13 protein-coding genes are annotated in these 16,399 nt (G+C 63.2%); 4 read left to right on the top strand and 9 right to left on the bottom strand.

Features of this window, described 5'->3' with window-relative positions:
• The first annotated feature begins 143 nt into the window (after window positions 1-143).
• The 3 genes from QUV25_RS03020 to QUV25_RS03010 are packed head-to-tail and all read left to right on the top strand — an operon-like array spanning window position 144 to window position 6,519.
• Window positions 144-3,323: an ExeM/NucH family extracellular endonuclease gene (locus tag QUV25_RS03020; protein WP_300861197.1), complete on the top strand. Its 3,180-nt coding sequence runs from the start codon at window positions 144-146 to the stop codon at window positions 3,321-3,323.
• Between the two features lie 55 nt (window positions 3,324-3,378).
• Complete coding sequence (locus QUV25_RS03015; protein WP_300861196.1) at window positions 3,379-5,736, top strand: 5'-nucleotidase C-terminal domain-containing protein; 2,358 nt, start codon at window positions 3,379-3,381, stop codon at window positions 5,734-5,736.
• A gap of 60 nt (window positions 5,737-5,796) precedes the next feature.
• Window positions 5,797-6,519: a PEP-CTERM sorting domain-containing protein gene (locus tag QUV25_RS03010; protein ID WP_300861195.1), complete on the top strand. Its 723-nt coding sequence runs from the start codon at window positions 5,797-5,799 to the stop codon at window positions 6,517-6,519.
• Between the two features lie 50 nt (window positions 6,520-6,569).
• On the opposite strand, the gene QUV25_RS03005 is transcribed toward QUV25_RS03010, so the two are convergent.
• The gene (locus tag QUV25_RS03005) at window positions 6,570-7,217 is read right to left on the bottom strand and encodes a PEP-CTERM sorting domain-containing protein (RefSeq protein ID WP_300861193.1); all 648 of its coding nucleotides are present in this window, start codon (window positions 7,215-7,217) and stop codon (window positions 6,570-6,572) included.
• 322 nt (window positions 7,218-7,539) lie between these two features.
• Here QUV25_RS03005 and QUV25_RS03000 point away from each other — a divergent pair, with 322 nt between their 5' ends.
• Window positions 7,540-8,301, top strand: coding sequence for a trypsin-like serine protease (locus QUV25_RS03000; RefSeq protein ID WP_300861191.1), 762 nt, complete (start codon window positions 7,540-7,542; stop codon window positions 8,299-8,301).
• Window positions 8,302-8,305: 4 nt separating this feature from the next.
• Here the strand turns inward: QUV25_RS03000 and QUV25_RS02995 are convergent, their stop codons facing one another.
• The 8 genes from QUV25_RS02995 to QUV25_RS02960 are packed head-to-tail and all read right to left on the bottom strand — an operon-like array spanning window position 8,306 to window position 16,399.
• On the bottom strand, window positions 8,306-9,205 hold the full coding sequence (locus QUV25_RS02995; protein WP_300861189.1) for an FkbM family methyltransferase: 900 nt from the start codon (window positions 9,203-9,205) through the stop codon (window positions 8,306-8,308).
• A gap of 46 nt (window positions 9,206-9,251) precedes the next feature.
• Window positions 9,252-10,382 carry a glycosyltransferase family 4 protein gene (locus tag QUV25_RS02990; RefSeq protein ID WP_300861188.1) on the bottom strand — a complete coding sequence of 377 codons (1,131 nt, stop codon included), beginning with the start codon at window positions 10,380-10,382 and terminating at the stop codon, window positions 9,252-9,254.
• Window positions 10,379-11,620 (bottom strand): glycosyltransferase WbuB, encoded by a 1,242-nt coding sequence (locus tag QUV25_RS02985; protein ID WP_300861187.1) that lies wholly within the window; start codon window positions 11,618-11,620, stop codon window positions 10,379-10,381. The genes QUV25_RS02990 and QUV25_RS02985 overlap by 4 nt, the downstream gene beginning before the upstream one ends.
• Window positions 11,617-12,486 (bottom strand): glycosyltransferase family 2 protein, encoded by an 870-nt coding sequence (locus QUV25_RS02980; RefSeq protein WP_300861186.1) that lies wholly within the window; start codon window positions 12,484-12,486, stop codon window positions 11,617-11,619. The genes QUV25_RS02985 and QUV25_RS02980 overlap by 4 nt, the downstream gene beginning before the upstream one ends.
• Entirely contained in the window at window positions 12,483-13,043 is a 561-nt protein-coding gene (locus QUV25_RS02975) for a putative colanic acid biosynthesis acetyltransferase (protein ID WP_300861185.1), read from the bottom strand. Before QUV25_RS02975 ends, QUV25_RS02980 begins: the two co-directional genes overlap by 4 nt.
• A complete protein-coding gene (locus QUV25_RS02970; protein ID WP_300861183.1) occupies window positions 13,040-13,987 on the bottom strand; it encodes a class I SAM-dependent methyltransferase in 948 nt (315 codons plus the stop codon). The genes QUV25_RS02975 and QUV25_RS02970 overlap by 4 nt, the downstream gene beginning before the upstream one ends.
• Window positions 13,984-15,186, bottom strand: a complete 1,203-nt coding sequence (locus QUV25_RS02965) for a glycosyltransferase (protein ID WP_300861181.1) — start codon at window positions 15,184-15,186, stop codon at window positions 13,984-13,986. Before QUV25_RS02965 ends, QUV25_RS02970 begins: the two co-directional genes overlap by 4 nt.
• 10 nt (window positions 15,187-15,196) lie before the next feature.
• On the bottom strand, window positions 15,197-16,399 hold the full coding sequence (locus QUV25_RS02960; RefSeq protein ID WP_300861180.1) for a glycosyltransferase: 1,203 nt from the start codon (window positions 16,397-16,399) through the stop codon (window positions 15,197-15,199).

Genomic DNA, 16,399 nt, shown 5'->3' with positions numbered 1-16,399 from the left:
ATGCTTGCGTGAACGGGAAATAGATGAACCGTTCGGACCAGTAAATTGAGGGAACTGGCACCGCGTGGCGTTACCCAGCCTGAGCATCATCGAGCCAAGAGGTGACGTATTCCACGCACCCAGCGACTTTGTCAGGTCTTGCCATGCACATGTCACCTTGGATGCGCGGTTTCCGTCGAACGGGGCTCTGCAGCGCGAGCCTGTTCACCCTTCTGAGCTTCAGCCTCCCAGCGCATGCCGACAACGTTGCACAACCGCTGCCGTTTAGCCAAGACTGGAGCGGTCTTTCCCTTGTCGTCGCGAACGACAACTGGGACGGTGTGCCCGGTGTGGTGGGCTACCGCGGTGATGGCCTGACATCAGCAACCGGGGTTGATCCGCAGACCGTGTTGATCACGGGAACAGCGGTCGTTGACCTCAACGCCAACGTATCCACCAGCCCAGACAGCTTTTCGACTGGCGGTGTGACGGCTTTCGTGTTGCCCAACCCCACTGTCGCCCTTGCCGGTTCTGGTACGGCGGACGCACCTTCCCTGGTGCTTCACCTGGATACCCGGGGCCAGCAAGCCGTCCGCGTGTCGTACCTGCTGCGCGACCTCGATGGCTCCGCCGACAACGCGATCCAGCCTGTGGCCATCCAGTACAGAGTGGGCGGCAGCGGTAATTTCATCAACCTGCCTGCCGGTTTCGTGGCCGATGCCACCACCGGACCCAGCCTGGCGGTTGCCAGCTTTCCGGTGTCGGTGACCCTTCCCGCAGAAGCGGACAACCAGGCCGAGGTGCAGGTTCGCATCATCACCACCAACGCGGGCGGCAATGACGAGTGGGTGGGGATAGACGACATTTCGGTCACTGGAACGCCGACGGGCGGCGGCGTGAATCAGCCGATCGCCACCCAGTGTCCCGCCACGGTGTCGGTGGATGCCGGGCTGGGCGCCAGCGTCGCGGTTTCTGCCAGGGACGTCGACAGCGTTGTCAATGCCGCCACGTTGGTGGGGCCGGCTTTCGCAGGCATCGAACTTGGTGCGTTCACTTCCGCTTTGACGGACGGCGATGCCGCCACCGCCAACTTGCTGGTGGCGCCGGATGTTGTCGCAGGCAACTACCCCCTGCAACTGAGTTTTTCGAACAACGAGTTGCAGACCGCGGTCTGCAACATCACGGTGGCAGTGACCGAGGCCACGGCCATTCCGCAGATTCAGGGAGCTGGAGACACCAGCCCGCTGGTGGGACAGCTGGTGACGACACGCGGTGTGGTGACCAAGGTGCTGAACAACGGATTTTTTGTTCAGGACCCGGTTGGTGACGGTGACCTGGCCACATCGGACGGCATTTTCGTCTTCACAGGCGCTGCGCCTGGGGCGTCGGTCATTGAAGGCAACCTGCTGCGGGTAGCCGGCACGGTCGCGGAGTTTGCGCCGACAGGCAGCGCGCTCGGCTACCGGCCCACGACCCAGCTGGTCTCACCGGTCTTGACCTTGTTGGCAACCGGTCAGTCGGTCGCGCCCACACCGGTGTTCCTGCCCGAGGCAACGGAGGGAGACCTGGAGCGCTTCGAAGGCATGCTGGTCGACATTCAGGTGCCGTTGACCGCGTCGCAAAACTTCTTCCTGGGACGCTACGGGCAGGTCACGCTTTCGGCTGAGGGTCGCTTGTTCAAGCCCACCAACCTGTTTCCGGCCAACTCGCTGCAGGCACTCGCGTTGGCCGAAGAAAACGCACGCCGCAGCATCCTGCTTGACGATGGCAGCAGCCTGCAGAACCCGAATCCCACCCCTTACCTCGGCGCTGACGACACCTTGCGAGCGGGTGACCTGTTGCCCAATGGTGTGGTGGGAGTGATCGACTACGGGCTGGCGACCAACCTCACGGGTGGTCTGAGCGACTACAAGATTCATCCCACAGGGGCGGTGAGCTTCGTCCGCGAAAACCCGAGACCCGCGACACCACCATCGGTCGGCGGCAATGTGAAGGTAGGCAGTTTCAACGTACTCAACTACTTCACCACGCTGGACGCTGCAGGCTCGCCCGGTTGCTTGCCCAGTGGCACCCGAAGCGATTGCCGGGGCGCCGACAGCGAGGACGAATTAACCCGCCAGCACCAGAAAATCGTGCCAGCGATCCTGGGTCTGGGTGCCGATGTGGTGGGTTTGATGGAGATCGAAAACAACGGCAACGGCGCGGTACAGGACCTGGTGAACCGCCTCAACGCCGCCGCCGGAGCGGGTCGCTGGGCCGCTGTGCCAATGCCGGTCCAAGGAACGGGCACCGATGCGATCCGGGTTGCCATGGTGTACCAGCCGGCGCGCCTGTCCCTGGTGGGCGGATCTTTGAGCGACACCAGCCCGGTTCACAACCGGCCGCCGCTGGCGCAAACCTTTGCTGCGCCCAATGGCGAGCGCTTCTCCGTCGTGGTCAACCACTTCAAGTCCAAAGGCAGTTGTCCGGCCGCGGGCGATCCCGATGCTGACCAGGGAGATGGACAGGGCTGCTGGAACCCGACTCGTGTCGCGCAGGCCGACGCGCTGATCGGCTTCATCAACCAGCTTCGAAGCACTGACCCCGACGTGGTCGTGGTGGGCGACCTCAACGCTTATGGCAAAGAAGATCCGATTCTTCGCCTGACAAGCGCGGGTCTGGTCGACCAGCTGGCGCGCTTCGACAGCCAAGCGTACTCATACGTGTTCGACGGCGAAGCCGGCTACCTGGACCACGGCCTCACGACGGCTGAAACAAGCGCGGCCGTCACGGGAGCGGCGCCCTGGGCGATCAACGCCGATGAGCCCTCCATCATCGACTACAACACGGAGTTCCGGCAGCCAGCCTGTGCCACCTGTGGCCCTGACTACTTCTCGGCAGATCCATACCGATCTTCGGACCATGATCCGGTGTTGATCGGCCTTTCGTTGGTCAAGACCGTCAACGGGACTGCCCTGCGCGAGACCTTGATCGGCACGCCGGGCGATGACCGCATCACAGGCGGGCCTGGCGCCGATGTGCTGACTGGTGGAGTGGGTGCAGATACCTTCGTCTACAACAGTCTGCGCGATGCGCAAGATCGCATCACCGACTTCGTACCCGGCACCGACCGTATCGCCCTGGGTGGGTTGCTGCTAGGCCTGGGCGTGACCACCGATCGGCCAGTGTCCGATGGCTTTGTGCGCCTGGTGAACAGCGCAGCTGGGCTCAGCCTGCAGATCGACCCCGATGGCCTCGCGGGTCCGGCCGTTCCACGGGTGCTCACCCTGCTTCCGGGCGTGCTGGTAAACCAGTTTGTCCCGGAGCGCGACCTGGTACCCGCCGAGGTCCAGTCTCCGCGCTAGGCGCCGAATCGACCTCACCCGTTTCATCCATCACCTCAGTTTCGGAGTACCTCACATGTTCATGATCCACAAGCACTGGCGTCACAAGGTATCGGTTGCCGCCGTCTCCATGGCCTTGTTTTCGCTCTCACCTCAGGCGCTCTGGGCCGAGACCGTGACCGTGCTCCACATCGGTGACCAGGAGTCGTGGCTGCTGTCGGCCCAGGGCAACCTGCGCGATTCCTCGGCACAGGCCATCTCCTTTTACGGCGGTGTCGATCGACTGGCCACCGTCGTACAAGGCCGCAAGGCAGCGGCTGCAGCCGCAGGGCGAACCGTGCTCACACTCAACGCGGGTGACTCCTTCCTCCCCGGACCGCGCCTGACCTCCAGCTTTGTGAATTTGGGCACAGCCGCACCCGATGGCGGGCAGGACTTCTACGATGCCATCGCCTCGCGGTCGATCGGCATCGATGCCACCACTTTTGGCAACCACGAATTCGATCTCGACAACACCGGTCCCGTGGCCGCTCGCTTTGCCGATGTCTCTGGCAGCACCTACCTTTCGGTCAATCTTGACTTCAGCGTCACGCCTGAGCTGGCTGCCCTGGCGGCCACCGGCAAGATTGGCGCGTCCAAGGTGTTCACCACGGCTGGGGGAAAGAACGTGGCTGTCATTGGTGTGACGACGCCGCTGCTTCCCAGCATCTCATCTCCGCCAGCAGGCATCATGAGAAACTGGAGTGCCGGCAACAGCGAACTTCAGAACCTCCAAGCGCTGCTGCCCTTGATCCAGGCCGAAATTGACGATCTGCGCAACAACCAAGGCGTTGGCGCAGTGATCGTGATGAGCCACCTGCAGAACGCGGCCAATGAGCGCAACGTCATGATTCCAGGACTCACCGGTGTGGATCTGGTGATTTCCGGTGGCGGCCATGAGCTCATGACCGACAGCGATGACCTGCTGATCAATGGCGGCGTCGCGCCTTCGTTCGCCGCCCACCCGTTCATTGCCAATGACGGCAGCGGCAGGGCTGTGCCTCTGGTGACCGGCCATTTCGGCAATCGGTACGTGGGCGAGATCAACCTCAACCTCGACGACACCACCGGAGCAGTCACCAGTGTGGGTGACACCAGAATGATCCGCGTCAGCGGTGCCCTGGCGGATGCTGACCGGGTGGACGGCGATCCAGCTTTGGAGGCCGCTGTGATCACTCCGGTGTCTGCCTTCATCGCTGCGCTCAATGCCGAGCTCATCGGCACCAGCGCCGTGCTGCTCAACGGGGAGCGAGGCAACACCTGCTCGCCCACGCCATGCACCTTCCCGACGGGGGTACGCAACGCCGAGACCAACCTTGGCAACCTGGTGGCCGACGCCATGCGCTTCGCTGGCGGTGCAGACGTGGCCATCCAGAACGGCGGCGGTGTTCGGGTGAGCGTGGCTGCCGGCAGCGTCACCACCGGGGACACCTTCAACGTTCTGCCCTTCACCAATCTGGTCAAGACCGCGCCGGTGATGAACGCCACCCAGCTCAAGGACTTGCTGGAGCACTCGGTAGCCGCTTCGACCGCGGGCGGTTCGGCGCAGGGCCGCTTTGCGCAGATCGCAGGAATGACGGTGGTTTACGACACCACGCGCACCGCGCGCGCCAGCGCGGCTGTGTCCTCTTCGGTGGGCACCGGAGACCGTGTGCGTCGAATCGTGCTCGACGACGGAACGGTGCTGGTCGACAACGGTGCCGTGGTGTCGCCCCGAACCTTCTCATTCGCCACCATCGACTTCACCGCCAACGGTGGCGATGGCTACCCCTTCGCCTTCAACAACGTGGTGTTCAACAACACCGTCAATTCGATCACCTACCAGGAAGCGCTGGCCAACTTCATCAAGGCATCCAAGTCGATCGGCGGCCTGCAGCGCATCAGCGCAGTGGACGGCGACGAAATCACACCCAACATGTACGGCAGCGAAAACGCCTTTGACCGCCACGGGCGTCTGATCGATCTGGCGATTGCACAGCCCACGCCGGGCCTGGTGATCAACGGGACCTCGCGGCGCGACACACTGAGCGGAACCGCTGGCGACGATGTGATCTCGGGTGGCCCTGGCGCAGATCTGCTCACGGGTGGCGCAGGCGGTGACCAGTTCCGCTTCACCAGTCTGCGCGATGCCGGCGACACCATCACCGATTTCACGCCTTACGCCGACAAGCTGGATCTCACCGTTGTCCTGGCCGGTCTGGGCATCGTCGGCAACGGCGCTGCCACCGGTCACGTGCGTTTCGTCGACACCTTGGGCGGTGCCATTTTGGAGATTGATCCCGACGGATCAGCCGGCCCTGCCGTACCGCGCCCGTTTGTCACGCTCAAGGGGCTGACGGCCCGTCAACTCCAGGCCGGTCGCGACCTCGTAGACCCGGTCGCGCTGGTGCAGTGATCCAACCCGTACACGTTTCAACAACCTCCCTGATTTCATTCACTCACGAAAAGGTCCATCATGAAAAAACTGCACGCCATCGCTTTGGCCGCTGCTGTACTTAGCCTAGGGTCAGCGCCCAGCTTCGCACAAAGCACCACTTTTCAGAACGGCACATTTGACTCCGGCCTGACCGGTTGGGATACGCTGGGTGACGTGTCGGTAGGGTTGTTTGCAGGAGGTAACCCGCGTGCCGTGCTGACCACTGCCTTCTTCGATCCTTTGGATCCCAACGCAGAGGAAGGCCTCGACAACAAGTCAGGTGTTTCCGCCGCTGACATCTCTCTCATTGAACCCTTTGCAGGTGTCGCACCTTTTGGGCTGGATATCGGTGGTCCAGCCTTCGAGGGCTCTGTGATGCGCCAGACGTTCAGCGTGATGGCTGGTGATGCGATCAACTTCAACTTCTGGTTCAGCCTGCTCACTCAGCAGCCTGCCACACCCGGATTCCCAGCCGACGTTGGTTTTGTGTCGGTCAATGGCAACGTTATTTCCGTGCTCGATCCAATGGCTACCGTCGGGATGGGCGCCTTCAGCTACCAGTTCGCAACCGGCGGCTTGGCCAACGTGGCCATTGGTGTGCTCGACATTGGCGACTATGTCGGCAACACCGAGCTGCGGGTGGACAACATCACCGTTTCGGCCGTGCCCGAACCTGAGACCATTGCCATGTTGCTGGCGGGTCTTGGCATGGTGGCCGGCGCTGTTTCTCGACGCAAACTGGCCACCAAGGCGGCGGTCTGATCTGGTCAGCGACCCACCCACCCGTGTACAGCCCGACGCAGCATTTCCGTTCAGACCAGGCTGTTGGTGAGCGCCTGGCGTTGCTTCTTGCGCCGCACGGCTGCACCGAGCACGCCCAGGCCGGCGAGCAGCATGGCGATTGTCTCGGGTTCGGGCACCGGGGAGATCGAGACACGCACGACCATGTCGTCGTAGTCACGATCAATGTAGGTATCGTTGAACAGCACCAGCGCTTCGGTGCGATCGTTCGAGAGGATCAAGCCGGTGCTGTTGCTGCCGTTGCCGAACAATGCTCCGACGCCGTTGGACAGAAAACCGTAGTTGATCGAACCGGCCGCAGCGCTGGCCAAGCTGAAGCTGGCGCCCAGCAAAGGCGTGGCTCCGGTTCGGTTGTCCAGGCGTTGGCCGCCAGCGGTGAAGGCGTTGTTGAATCCCGCCTCAAAGCCCACGAGGGTGAAATTCAGGTTGCCGGGTGCGCTGGCCTGCAAAGTCGCGCCGCGCAGCACCGAGGTGAGGTCAAAGCGGCTGGCGTAGTCGCCAATGCTGCCCAGCCAGCTGGGATCAAATCGGTCGCTGAGCGCGGTCAGGTCCAAGGTGGAACCTCCACTGGTGTTCAGCTGCGCGGCGTTCGCAATTCCCACCGCGGAAATTCCTGCGGCCAGCAGGCAGGCTTTGGCCAAAATCGAAAGCTTTTTCATTGATGTTCTCCAAGGAAGGCCGAGCCTCAAAGACCCGGAAAAGTTAAAAGATCGAAAGCACCCTTGCTGATCGCTTGACCGAGTGCCCACTGGGCCTTCGGCGGTTGCGTCATGTTCCCAACATTCTGGACGGTTAGTCTTGGCTCAGTGTGTTGGAAACGCTTGTCTGCAGGGGTTCGACATGGTCCGAATGGATAGTTTTTGCGTCACAGCAGCTCGATTGGTGCTTCGCTGGGCGGGAGCCTGTTGGGCTGTCTGTCTCGCGATCACCCAGGCACATGCGCTTGAGGGCGGTCGGGGTCCTGCTGAGCCCACGGCCGACATGCCGCTGGTCGGCAGCTTGTCGGTTGATGGCAAGTTGTTCAGTGCCGTATTGATTGGTCCTCAGCATGTGCTCACGGCGGCCCACGTGGTCGCTGGCTCAGCCCCAGAAAAGGTGGTGTTTCGCACGCCGCTTGCTGGAGCACTGGTGGTGCCCGCGCAGTGGATATGGGTGAACCCTGCCTACACGGGAAAAGCCAGCGATAAATTTCCCGGCGATCCGACGGTTCATGCCGATATCGCAGTGGTGAGACTGGCGAAAGAAGTACCGGCGGTTCTTCGTGCGGCCCCAGTGTGGACGGGGCCGATCACCGGTCGCCTTGTGACCCTGGTCAGCCACGGCGGCAGCACCACGCTGATCACTTCAGGCGTCAACCGGGTAGATGCCGTATTCACCGGCAGCCAGGGGCAGAAGGCCACCTACCTGTTCGACTTCGATGGCCCCGACCTCGGCAGCAACGCGCTCGGTCCAGCCCATCCAGCCAATGGCAGCCTGGGTGCCGGGCGCGAGGCTTCGCTCGTCAGTGGCGACTCAGGCAGTGCAGCCTTCGTGTTCGAAGATGGCGAATGGCACCTTGCAGGCATCAATACCTTCGAACTGCGCATCGGACGGAACCGAGGTGCAGGTGGCGTGGTGCTGGCCAGCCACCGGCACTGGATCGAAGAGGCACTCGCCGCTCAGCGACCCACCGCTGCCTCCCCGAAGGCGAACCCTCTAGGCACAGAAGCTGCCCTGCCACCCAACGTGCCGTTCAAACCCTGACGTCTCACTTGAGGCCGAGCACCCTGCTGAAGCGCGGGGGCACGGCGATCAGCATCGAGTAGTGACCCGGAGGCACCTGCTCGGCACAAACGATGCGGCGCTGCTCCCCTACCAGCAGGCTCCAGAGCCGGATCACCCTGCGCACCCAGCGCGGGCCGCGCGCCGCCGAAACCTGTTGCCAGCAGAATTGGTAGCCCAGCGCCAGGAGAAAGTCGATGGCCGGGCTGCTGCCCCCGACAAACTCCCGTGTGTGCTGCTCCATCACGATCAGCGGTTGAGCCTCGCGCAAAGTGCGCTCCGCGCCCCTCAACACCGCAGGCTCGAACCCCTCCACGTCGATTTTCGCAAAACACAAGCGGGCAGTATTCAGATCCATATCGTCCAGCCGCTCCACCCTGACGCGGACCGCAGGTGTGCCAGGGACAGCCGCCGCTGCCATGGAAGAGCCACCCATGTTGCCGGGGTCTTCCATTAGGTCGAAGGTGCCGGGGCGGTCACCCAGACCGTGGCCGTGCACCGTTACGTTGGGCGCGCCCCGGGTATTGATGCGCAGCAGTTCAAGCGTTGGCGGATTGGGCTCAAAGGCTTCCACCGACAGAAAGCGCTGCGCAAAGACTCTGGCGTGATTCCCGACGTTGGCGCCAATGTCGAGCGCAAGGCCAGCAGCAAATATTGACCGCAGAGGCTCCAGAAACTCGAACAGCAGGTTCAGCTCCTCAGATTCGTAAACGCCAAACTGGTTGATGTTGATACCGATCAGATCGTTGGCGAAGACCGCCATGCGGTAGCCCCTCTCTTGCTGAAGCTGGCGCGAACGCGCCCCGATCCAGTTGGCGACACGGCGATCGATGAGCTTGCCCAGCGTGCAAGGTGTGACGGACTCGTGGAGCGTGTGTTGTGTCATGGTCGGTTTGGCATTGGGTGCATAGTGGATCGGTGCCTGCTCCCCTTCACCAGCCGGCCCGATCAATGAGCTGGCTTGCCCAGGCTTCCATGCTGGGTAGCCTCGGTAGCTTCTGGTCAAAGAAGCTGGGCTGACTTGTGCGAATCAGCATCGCTTTCAGGCAGGCACCGAAGGCCTGCTCACCAGGCTCGGCAATCCCGACCCAGGGGCTGCCCTGCAGCACCTCGGCGACCCCCGATTCAGTGTTCATGACCACCGCGCAGTGATGGTGCAGTGCCTCAATGGCTGGCAAGCCGTAGCCCTGTCTTGCCGGCATGAGAAAAAGGTGAGCCAGGTTGTAGAGCCCCTTGAGGGTGAGGTCGTCCACGAAACCGTGGAAAACCACCCACTCGCCGAGCTCAAGTGTGCGGCTCAGCTGTTCCAGTGCATCCCGCTCCGGTCCATTTCCCACTATATGGAGTTGCCAGGGTAGTGTGTCAGAGTCGGCCCGAAGACCGGCCAGCGCCCGCAACATCCAGTCCACCCGTTTGCTCTTCTGCAGCCGCGACACGCTAAGAAGGTGCACGCGGCTGGCGTCGCGCTGCGGCGGCGGCGAGGCGCCCTCGCCAAATCCGCCCAGGTAGAGCACCTCAGCGCGTCGGCCATAGAGTTGCTCCATCTCGTTGGCAAGGGCGGACGTGTTGGTGAAGAAATCCAGTGCGCCCCGCACGCCGTTGCCCGTCAGGGTTTCGCGTGTCCACCGGGCCAGCCCACCGTTGAGAACCTGGTGTTCGGCAGAAGGGCTGAGCAGGCTGTAAGTGTCAGGAATGCGCAGGTGGTAGCGCAGACCGCCCGCGAGCCGGGCTGCGCCTGCGTGCAAGGCCGACTGGATGTTGAACAGCATGGGTACTGGCGCACCCATGGCCCGCAGGTCCAGCAGCAGACCGCGCAAAGCCCTGACCTTGGACGAGCTGGAGCCTGCCGGGTTGAGTGCATGAACCTGCAAAGGCTCGCGCGCATGCTGTGCAAGGTCGATGTGGTCGCGGTAACACACCACCCGGTGGGGCAGATCGGCTGCGTGCAACCCCTCCGACAGCGCCAAAATCACCCGCTCTTCTCCTCCGAACTCGACGAACTCGGGCTGAAAGATCACCACTTCCTCTGGCCGCGGCCCTGCAGTGTCCGGCCCTTCAGTCAAGGCATGACCTCCTCGCGGCGAGCAACCCGCGCCGTCATGCGGTTGACCAGGCTGCCCAGCACGGCATCGAGGGTCAGGTGTTTCTCGGCGTAGCTGCGTGCCAGCGCTCCAAGCGCCTTGGCTTCTTCGGGCGCTGCGAGCAGATCGCTGAGCGCTCCCGCAAGCGCCCGTGCGTCACCGGGTGGAACAACCCGGCCGCACTGGCTCACCACCTCCGCAAGCTCGGTGCCAGGACGGCAGGTCGCCACCACCGGGCGGCCACTTGCCAGCATACCCGTCAGCTTCGAGGGAAGCACCAGATCCTCTGCTTCCACACTTTGCGGCAGCAGATGCACTGCCGCCAGACCGAGCAGGTCACCCAGGCGCTCCAGGGGTTGCAGCGGCAGCAGACGCAAATTGGGAAGCTCCCTGGCCGCGGCTTCCATGTCAGCCTGCATCGCGCCGTTTCCGCAAACCACAAACAGCACATCACTTCGCGCCGCCATCAGGCGCGCCGCCTCTGGCACGATGGAAAGCCCCTGTTTGGCGCTCAGCGTGCCCGAAAACAGCACCACCTGCACGCCGTCCCCCAGGCCCAGCTCGGCGCGGTAGCTGCTGGGCGCAGTGAGAGGCCGGATGGCTTTTACATCGACCCAGTTCGCGAACAGGAACGTGCGAGCGGCTGGCACGCGCTTGCTCGCCAAATGCTGCTGCATGCGCGTGGAAATGGTTGAGACAACGTCGAAGCGCCGCAGCAGCCACGACTCCATCCGCCTGGCCACGCTTGCCAGGCGCTCACCCTTGAGCAGTCCCATCTGCAGGGCCACATCGAGCTCGAAGTCCTGCACGTGCAACCACGCAACAGCGCCGCTCAAGCGCGCCGAGAGCCAGCCGGCAGGCGCGCAAACCAGGGCTGGGGCCACTGTGAGCACTACATCTGGTCTCCACAACACTTGGCGCAACATCAACGGCAGGGAAGACGCAGCAAAAGTGAGCAGGTGCAGCACCCGTTTCGCCCCTCCGGGCCTGGCTGGCACCCACAACGGGGCGCGCCACACGTCCACGCCACGCCAGTTTTCGCGCCGGTAGGGCGGCCATCGGTAGGCTGGGTCCAGCTTCCACGCTGGGTAATAGGGAGGCGCGGCCACCACCCGAACCTGGTGGCCCTGCGCCGCCAGCCATTCAGCCATTTCACCTGAGTACTTGCCGATGCCTACTGGTTCAGGCGCGAAGTTGGCGCTGCAGATCAGGATCTTCATGGTGAATGTGGCCGTGAACTTGTAGGGACAATCGGATCGATGGGGGCGGAGTCCGCCTGCTGCTCGCGCTCCTTGACCTTGAGCACGATCATGTATTCGTAGATGGCCTGCAGCAGTGCGTACCGCAGCCCTGCTACGCCGTCGAGCAGACCGCGACGCCACAGCAGCATGTAAAACAGCTTGATCAGCGGACGGGCTGGAAGTCGGTAGAAGAGCGCCTTCTGGTGGACGCGGCGCTCGTTGAAGTCGCGGTTGAAGAGCGCTGTCTTCAGAGATGGCCGGATGATGGATCCCGACAGGATCAAGTCGGCTTCCATCCGCGAGTAGGCGTTGTGCTTGTTCAGCCAATGGTCGATGCCTTTGGAGAACGGGTAGTGATCAAACGCCTGCGTCAGATCGGCGATGGGGCCATCCACCACCAGCACCTCGTTGATCTCTCGCTCATAGTGGACGCGACCTCGGCGCACCAGGCGAACGAAGTAAGGCGAGATTTGCGAATACTTCAGCCAGCGGCCCCACCAGATGTCGCGCCGCCGCATTCGCGCCGCCGACAGCTCGGGTTGAGCATTTGCAACCCACTGCCTGAGCTCGGCAGTCAGATCAGCTGGAATGCGTTCGTCGGCGTCGACGATCAGAACCCACTCGTGGCGAAACGGGAGCTTAAGACCAGCGTTTCGTTGGCTGGCGTAGCCGTCAAACGCGCGCTGCGTGACGCGCGCGCCAGCTGCTTCTGCGATGAATACCGTGCGATCGGTGCTCAACGAGTCCAGCACGTGCACATCGTCGCACCAGGCCACGCTGCGCAGACAGCCAGGCAAGTCCTGCTGTTCGTTTCTCGTGAGGATCAGCACAGAGATCTCGATCACCTGGCCTCCCTGAGTTGGCGCTGCTTGCGCAACTTGGCCGGGTTACCCGACCACACGCTCCAAGGTGCTTCGATATCGGTCATCACCACCGCGCGGGCTCCCACCACGCAACCACTCGCGATGTGCACGCCCGGACCAACGAAGGCCTCGGCACAGATCCACACGTTGTCGGCCAGTGCGATCGGTCTGGCCACCAGCTGGAAGTGAGGTGAGGCGATGTCGTGGCTGCCCGCGCAGAGGTGGGCTCCCTGCGAAATGGTGCAGTTGTCGCCGACGCGGATCGGCGCCATGTTGTAGAGGATCACTCCGTCGGCCACGCCCACTCGCGAGCCAATGATCAGCTGCCATGGCGCCCAGATTCGGACGCCGGGATACACGTGAACGTGCTCACCCAGGCGGGCACCAAAGAGCCGAAGCAGCGCACATCGCCAGGCGTGCATCGGTCGGGGGCTGGGTCGGAACAGCAACAGCCAGACCCATCCCCAGACGAGCCGGGCAAGCCGGTTACCCAGAGAAAACGAGGCTTGCGTTGTGGGATCGACACCTTGCAGGATCATGGTGTGTGCGGTCGGCGCCGCAAGACGAAGCACCATTTGTAGCCAAGCAGCTCCTCGTGGCTGTATGAGTGGAGTTCATTGCGGATTTCGTCCGAGAGGAAAGCCCGTCCATGGTCAGGCTGGAGGTTGCGTATGGCTTCCACCGCGAAATGACGTGCGAACAGGGCTTCAAAGTCGGAAAGCCGCATCTCGTTGAGATGGCAATCGGCTGTGTACCGTCGATCTCGCAGGTGTTCCCAAGGCTTGGAGTGTCGACTCTGAGTCTTCTGGAGCGTATGGGGGTACCACTCAGGCAGATGACCGCCGCTAAGTCCCGTAAACACGACGGGGGAAATCAGCGCAACACCGTTCTCTGAAAGAGCCTGAGCAAGACTTGCGCACACCGCATCCATCGAAGTCAAGGGAATGTGTTCAAAGACGTCCTCTGAATAAAAGAGGTCAACAGAACCTTCAGGCAATTGAAGATTGACCACATCTCCCACCAGGAACCGCTCCGACTTGACCACCAACTTCGCGCCTCTTGCGCCGAGGGCAGCATCCAGGGCCCGTCTCTCGTGGCGATCGAAAATCAGGCTTCGGATCGCGCTCTTGCCGAACCGCAACCAGCCATTTGACCGCCTGATCTGAACGAGGTTTCCAAGAGAAGTCGTGAGCATTGGCGTGTCAAGGTCAATGCCGTATGCGTTCAATCCTTGCGAGGTAAGTGCCAGCAACCTCAAGGGCCTTGCGCCGTATCCGATTTCAAAGATGGTGGCATCTCGCATGGATCGTCCCGTTACCTCCTTGTAGGTTGCTGCGTATCCGTCTAATTCGGCCAACAACGCTTGCATTGCGGCGCGCTGGTTGGTCAGCCCCGCCACTCGCATGCGGAAGAATCGCCAGTTCTCCGTTGCCCAAGCGGAAACGGAACGGATCTGTCCAACCGAGTTGCTGCGCGCATTCATCCCATGGACTCCGCGGGACTGATCTTCGGTGCGGGGGCTCGGCTGAGCCGATCAGCTACCTCCAGCAGCGAATGCGCCATGGCGTCGACCGTGAAGCGCCGTTCAAAACTCTTCCTGGCCTGTTGCGCCATGTGTGTGCGCAGGCCAGGGCTGGCGTTCAGCCAGCGGTCCAGGGTCGCACGGGTCCCCTCCAGTGTGTCTGGCGCCACGAAACCGGCGTGATCGCCCTCGATTTCGCGCCAGATGTTCACCTTGTCGGAAATCAGAACGGGCAGACCGCAGCCCAGCGCCTCGGCCACGGCGATCCCGAAATTCTCCTGGTGAGACGGCAGCACGAAGGCCTCGGCAGCGTAGAACGCACCCCACTTCGCATCGCCTTGCAACATGCCGGGCCAGTGGATGCGTTGGGCCACGCCGCGGCGCTCGGCCTGTGCTTTCAGCGCGGCCACCCAGCCACTCTGGTCGGGTCCGGCCATCACGAGTTGCAGGCGCGAGTCGGCACCGGGCTGCGCCAGGTGGTCGGCAAACGCGGCGATCAGCAGGTCGCAGCCTTTTTTCTCCTGGATGCGGCTCAGAAACAGCAGGATGCGCTGGCCTTTGAGTTGGGGGTGCTGCTCCAGAAAGCGCGCAGACAGGCCAGCGCGGTCGTCCGGCGGGTTGCTGGTGCCGTAGGCCACCACCTTTTCCCGGGCGCGGTAGAGCCAGAAAGATTCGCGCGCCAGCAGACGCTCGTCTTCGCTGGTGAACAGCACCGCCGCCGCGTCGCGCAGCACTCGGTATTCCGCCCAAGGCCAGTACAACCACTTCTTCAGGTGCTTGAGCGGGTAGGTGTGCTTGAACCAGGGATCGAGCATGCCGTGTGTGAACACCACGTAGGGCTGCTGCAGCTGGCGCAGCGCCCGCCAGGCGCCCAGGCCGTGGTACTGCCACAGCCCGTTGACGACGACCAGGTCGTACCCGCTCGCATGCTGAAGCAGCCAGGGCGTGAGTTGTCTGCAATACCGGTAGGTGCCGCGGGTGGGGCCGAGCGCATGCACCTTCAGCGGGTAGGCCGCTACCCAGGGCGCTGCAGGGTCGTCCAGCGTGACCAGCTCCACCGAGTGACCCATTTCCTGCAGCCGCAACCCGCGCTGACGCACGCCTTCCATGGGGCCGCCTCCACGAGGATCAACGGTGGGAATCACGTGAAGGAATTTCATCGAACGGGTCTCACGAGGCTTGCCTGGTCAGCGGAGTGGTGGATGCGGCGAACTGGCCCTGAAGGGCCTGCTCGTAAAGCCGCAGGTAGCCTGAGATCGCCTGCTCGGCCGAGAAGCGTTGAGCCCAGGCCACACAGGCCAGGCGCCGCCGCAGGTCTTCGCTGGGTGTGCGCTCCAGCAAATCGGCCAGGCGAGCCGCCGCCTGCGCGGCCCACCGCTTCGGGTCTTCCCCGCGTTGTAGGCGGGGCAGGTACGTGGTCTCTGGCCCGCCAATTTCGTTCATGGGTGCGTCATCGGTGGTGACCACCGGGCAACCGCAGGCCTGCGCCTCGACGATGGGCCAGCCAAAGCCTTCCGCGTGGCTGGGGAAGAGAAAGGCCAGCGCGCCGGCGTAGGCGGCCTGCAGGGCGTCGTGTGGCAGGCCATAGTGAAACTGCACCACCGCCTGCGGCGGCAGCTCGGCCATTGCGGCCCGCACCGCCTCGGTGGGTTTCACGCCCACCAGCCACAGCGGCGGTGGCAACTCCTGTTCCCGGGCAAAGTGGGCGTACAGGCGGATCACGCCGGGCACGTTTTTGTACCACTGGCCACCACTCAAATGCAGCAGCCAGCCACTGGGGGGCGCAGTCAAGCCGTGCGCGGCGAGTACCCTGCAAGCCTCGGCGCGGGGCATGGGCACAAACCGCTGGTTCAGGCCGTTGTAGACCACAGCGGCGCTGTGCGGCGCCACGCTGGACAGGCGCAGCAGATCCGAGCGCGTGCGTTTGGAGATGCAGATGAAGTGCTGCGCCTGCGAGAAACCGCGGCGAATGTAGCGCTGGTACAGCCGCCCAGACCAGCCGGTCGGGTTTTCCGGAATCTCGCCGAGCGCCGAGCGCAACGCCAGCAGGTCGTGGGTGTGCACCACAACGGGCCTGGGCAGCACATGCGGAACCCAGGGGCCCTGGGCCTGGTCGGTCATCACAAACAAGGTGTCGGCGGGTTGCTGCCTGAGCCGCCGGCGAAGCCAGATCGGAAACAGCAGGTACTGGTCCACGTAGCCGACCCATTTCGCCAGCGGACCGCTAGGCATCAGGGCGCGCACCCGTGCCTGGGGTGACCACACCTGCACCTCGTGGCCCAGGGTGGTGTAGGCCTGCTGCAGCATGGCGGCGAATCGCGGCATGCTCTGAGAGGTCATGAAGCTGGGGTGGGCGAAGAGGACGATGCGCAT

Source organism: Hydrogenophaga sp., assembly GCF_030373245.1.
GTDB lineage: Bacteria > Pseudomonadota > Gammaproteobacteria > Burkholderiales > Burkholderiaceae_C > Hydrogenophaga.
The sequence above is the reverse complement of the archived record's forward strand: the minus strand, read 5'-3'. Positions and strand labels throughout refer to the sequence as shown.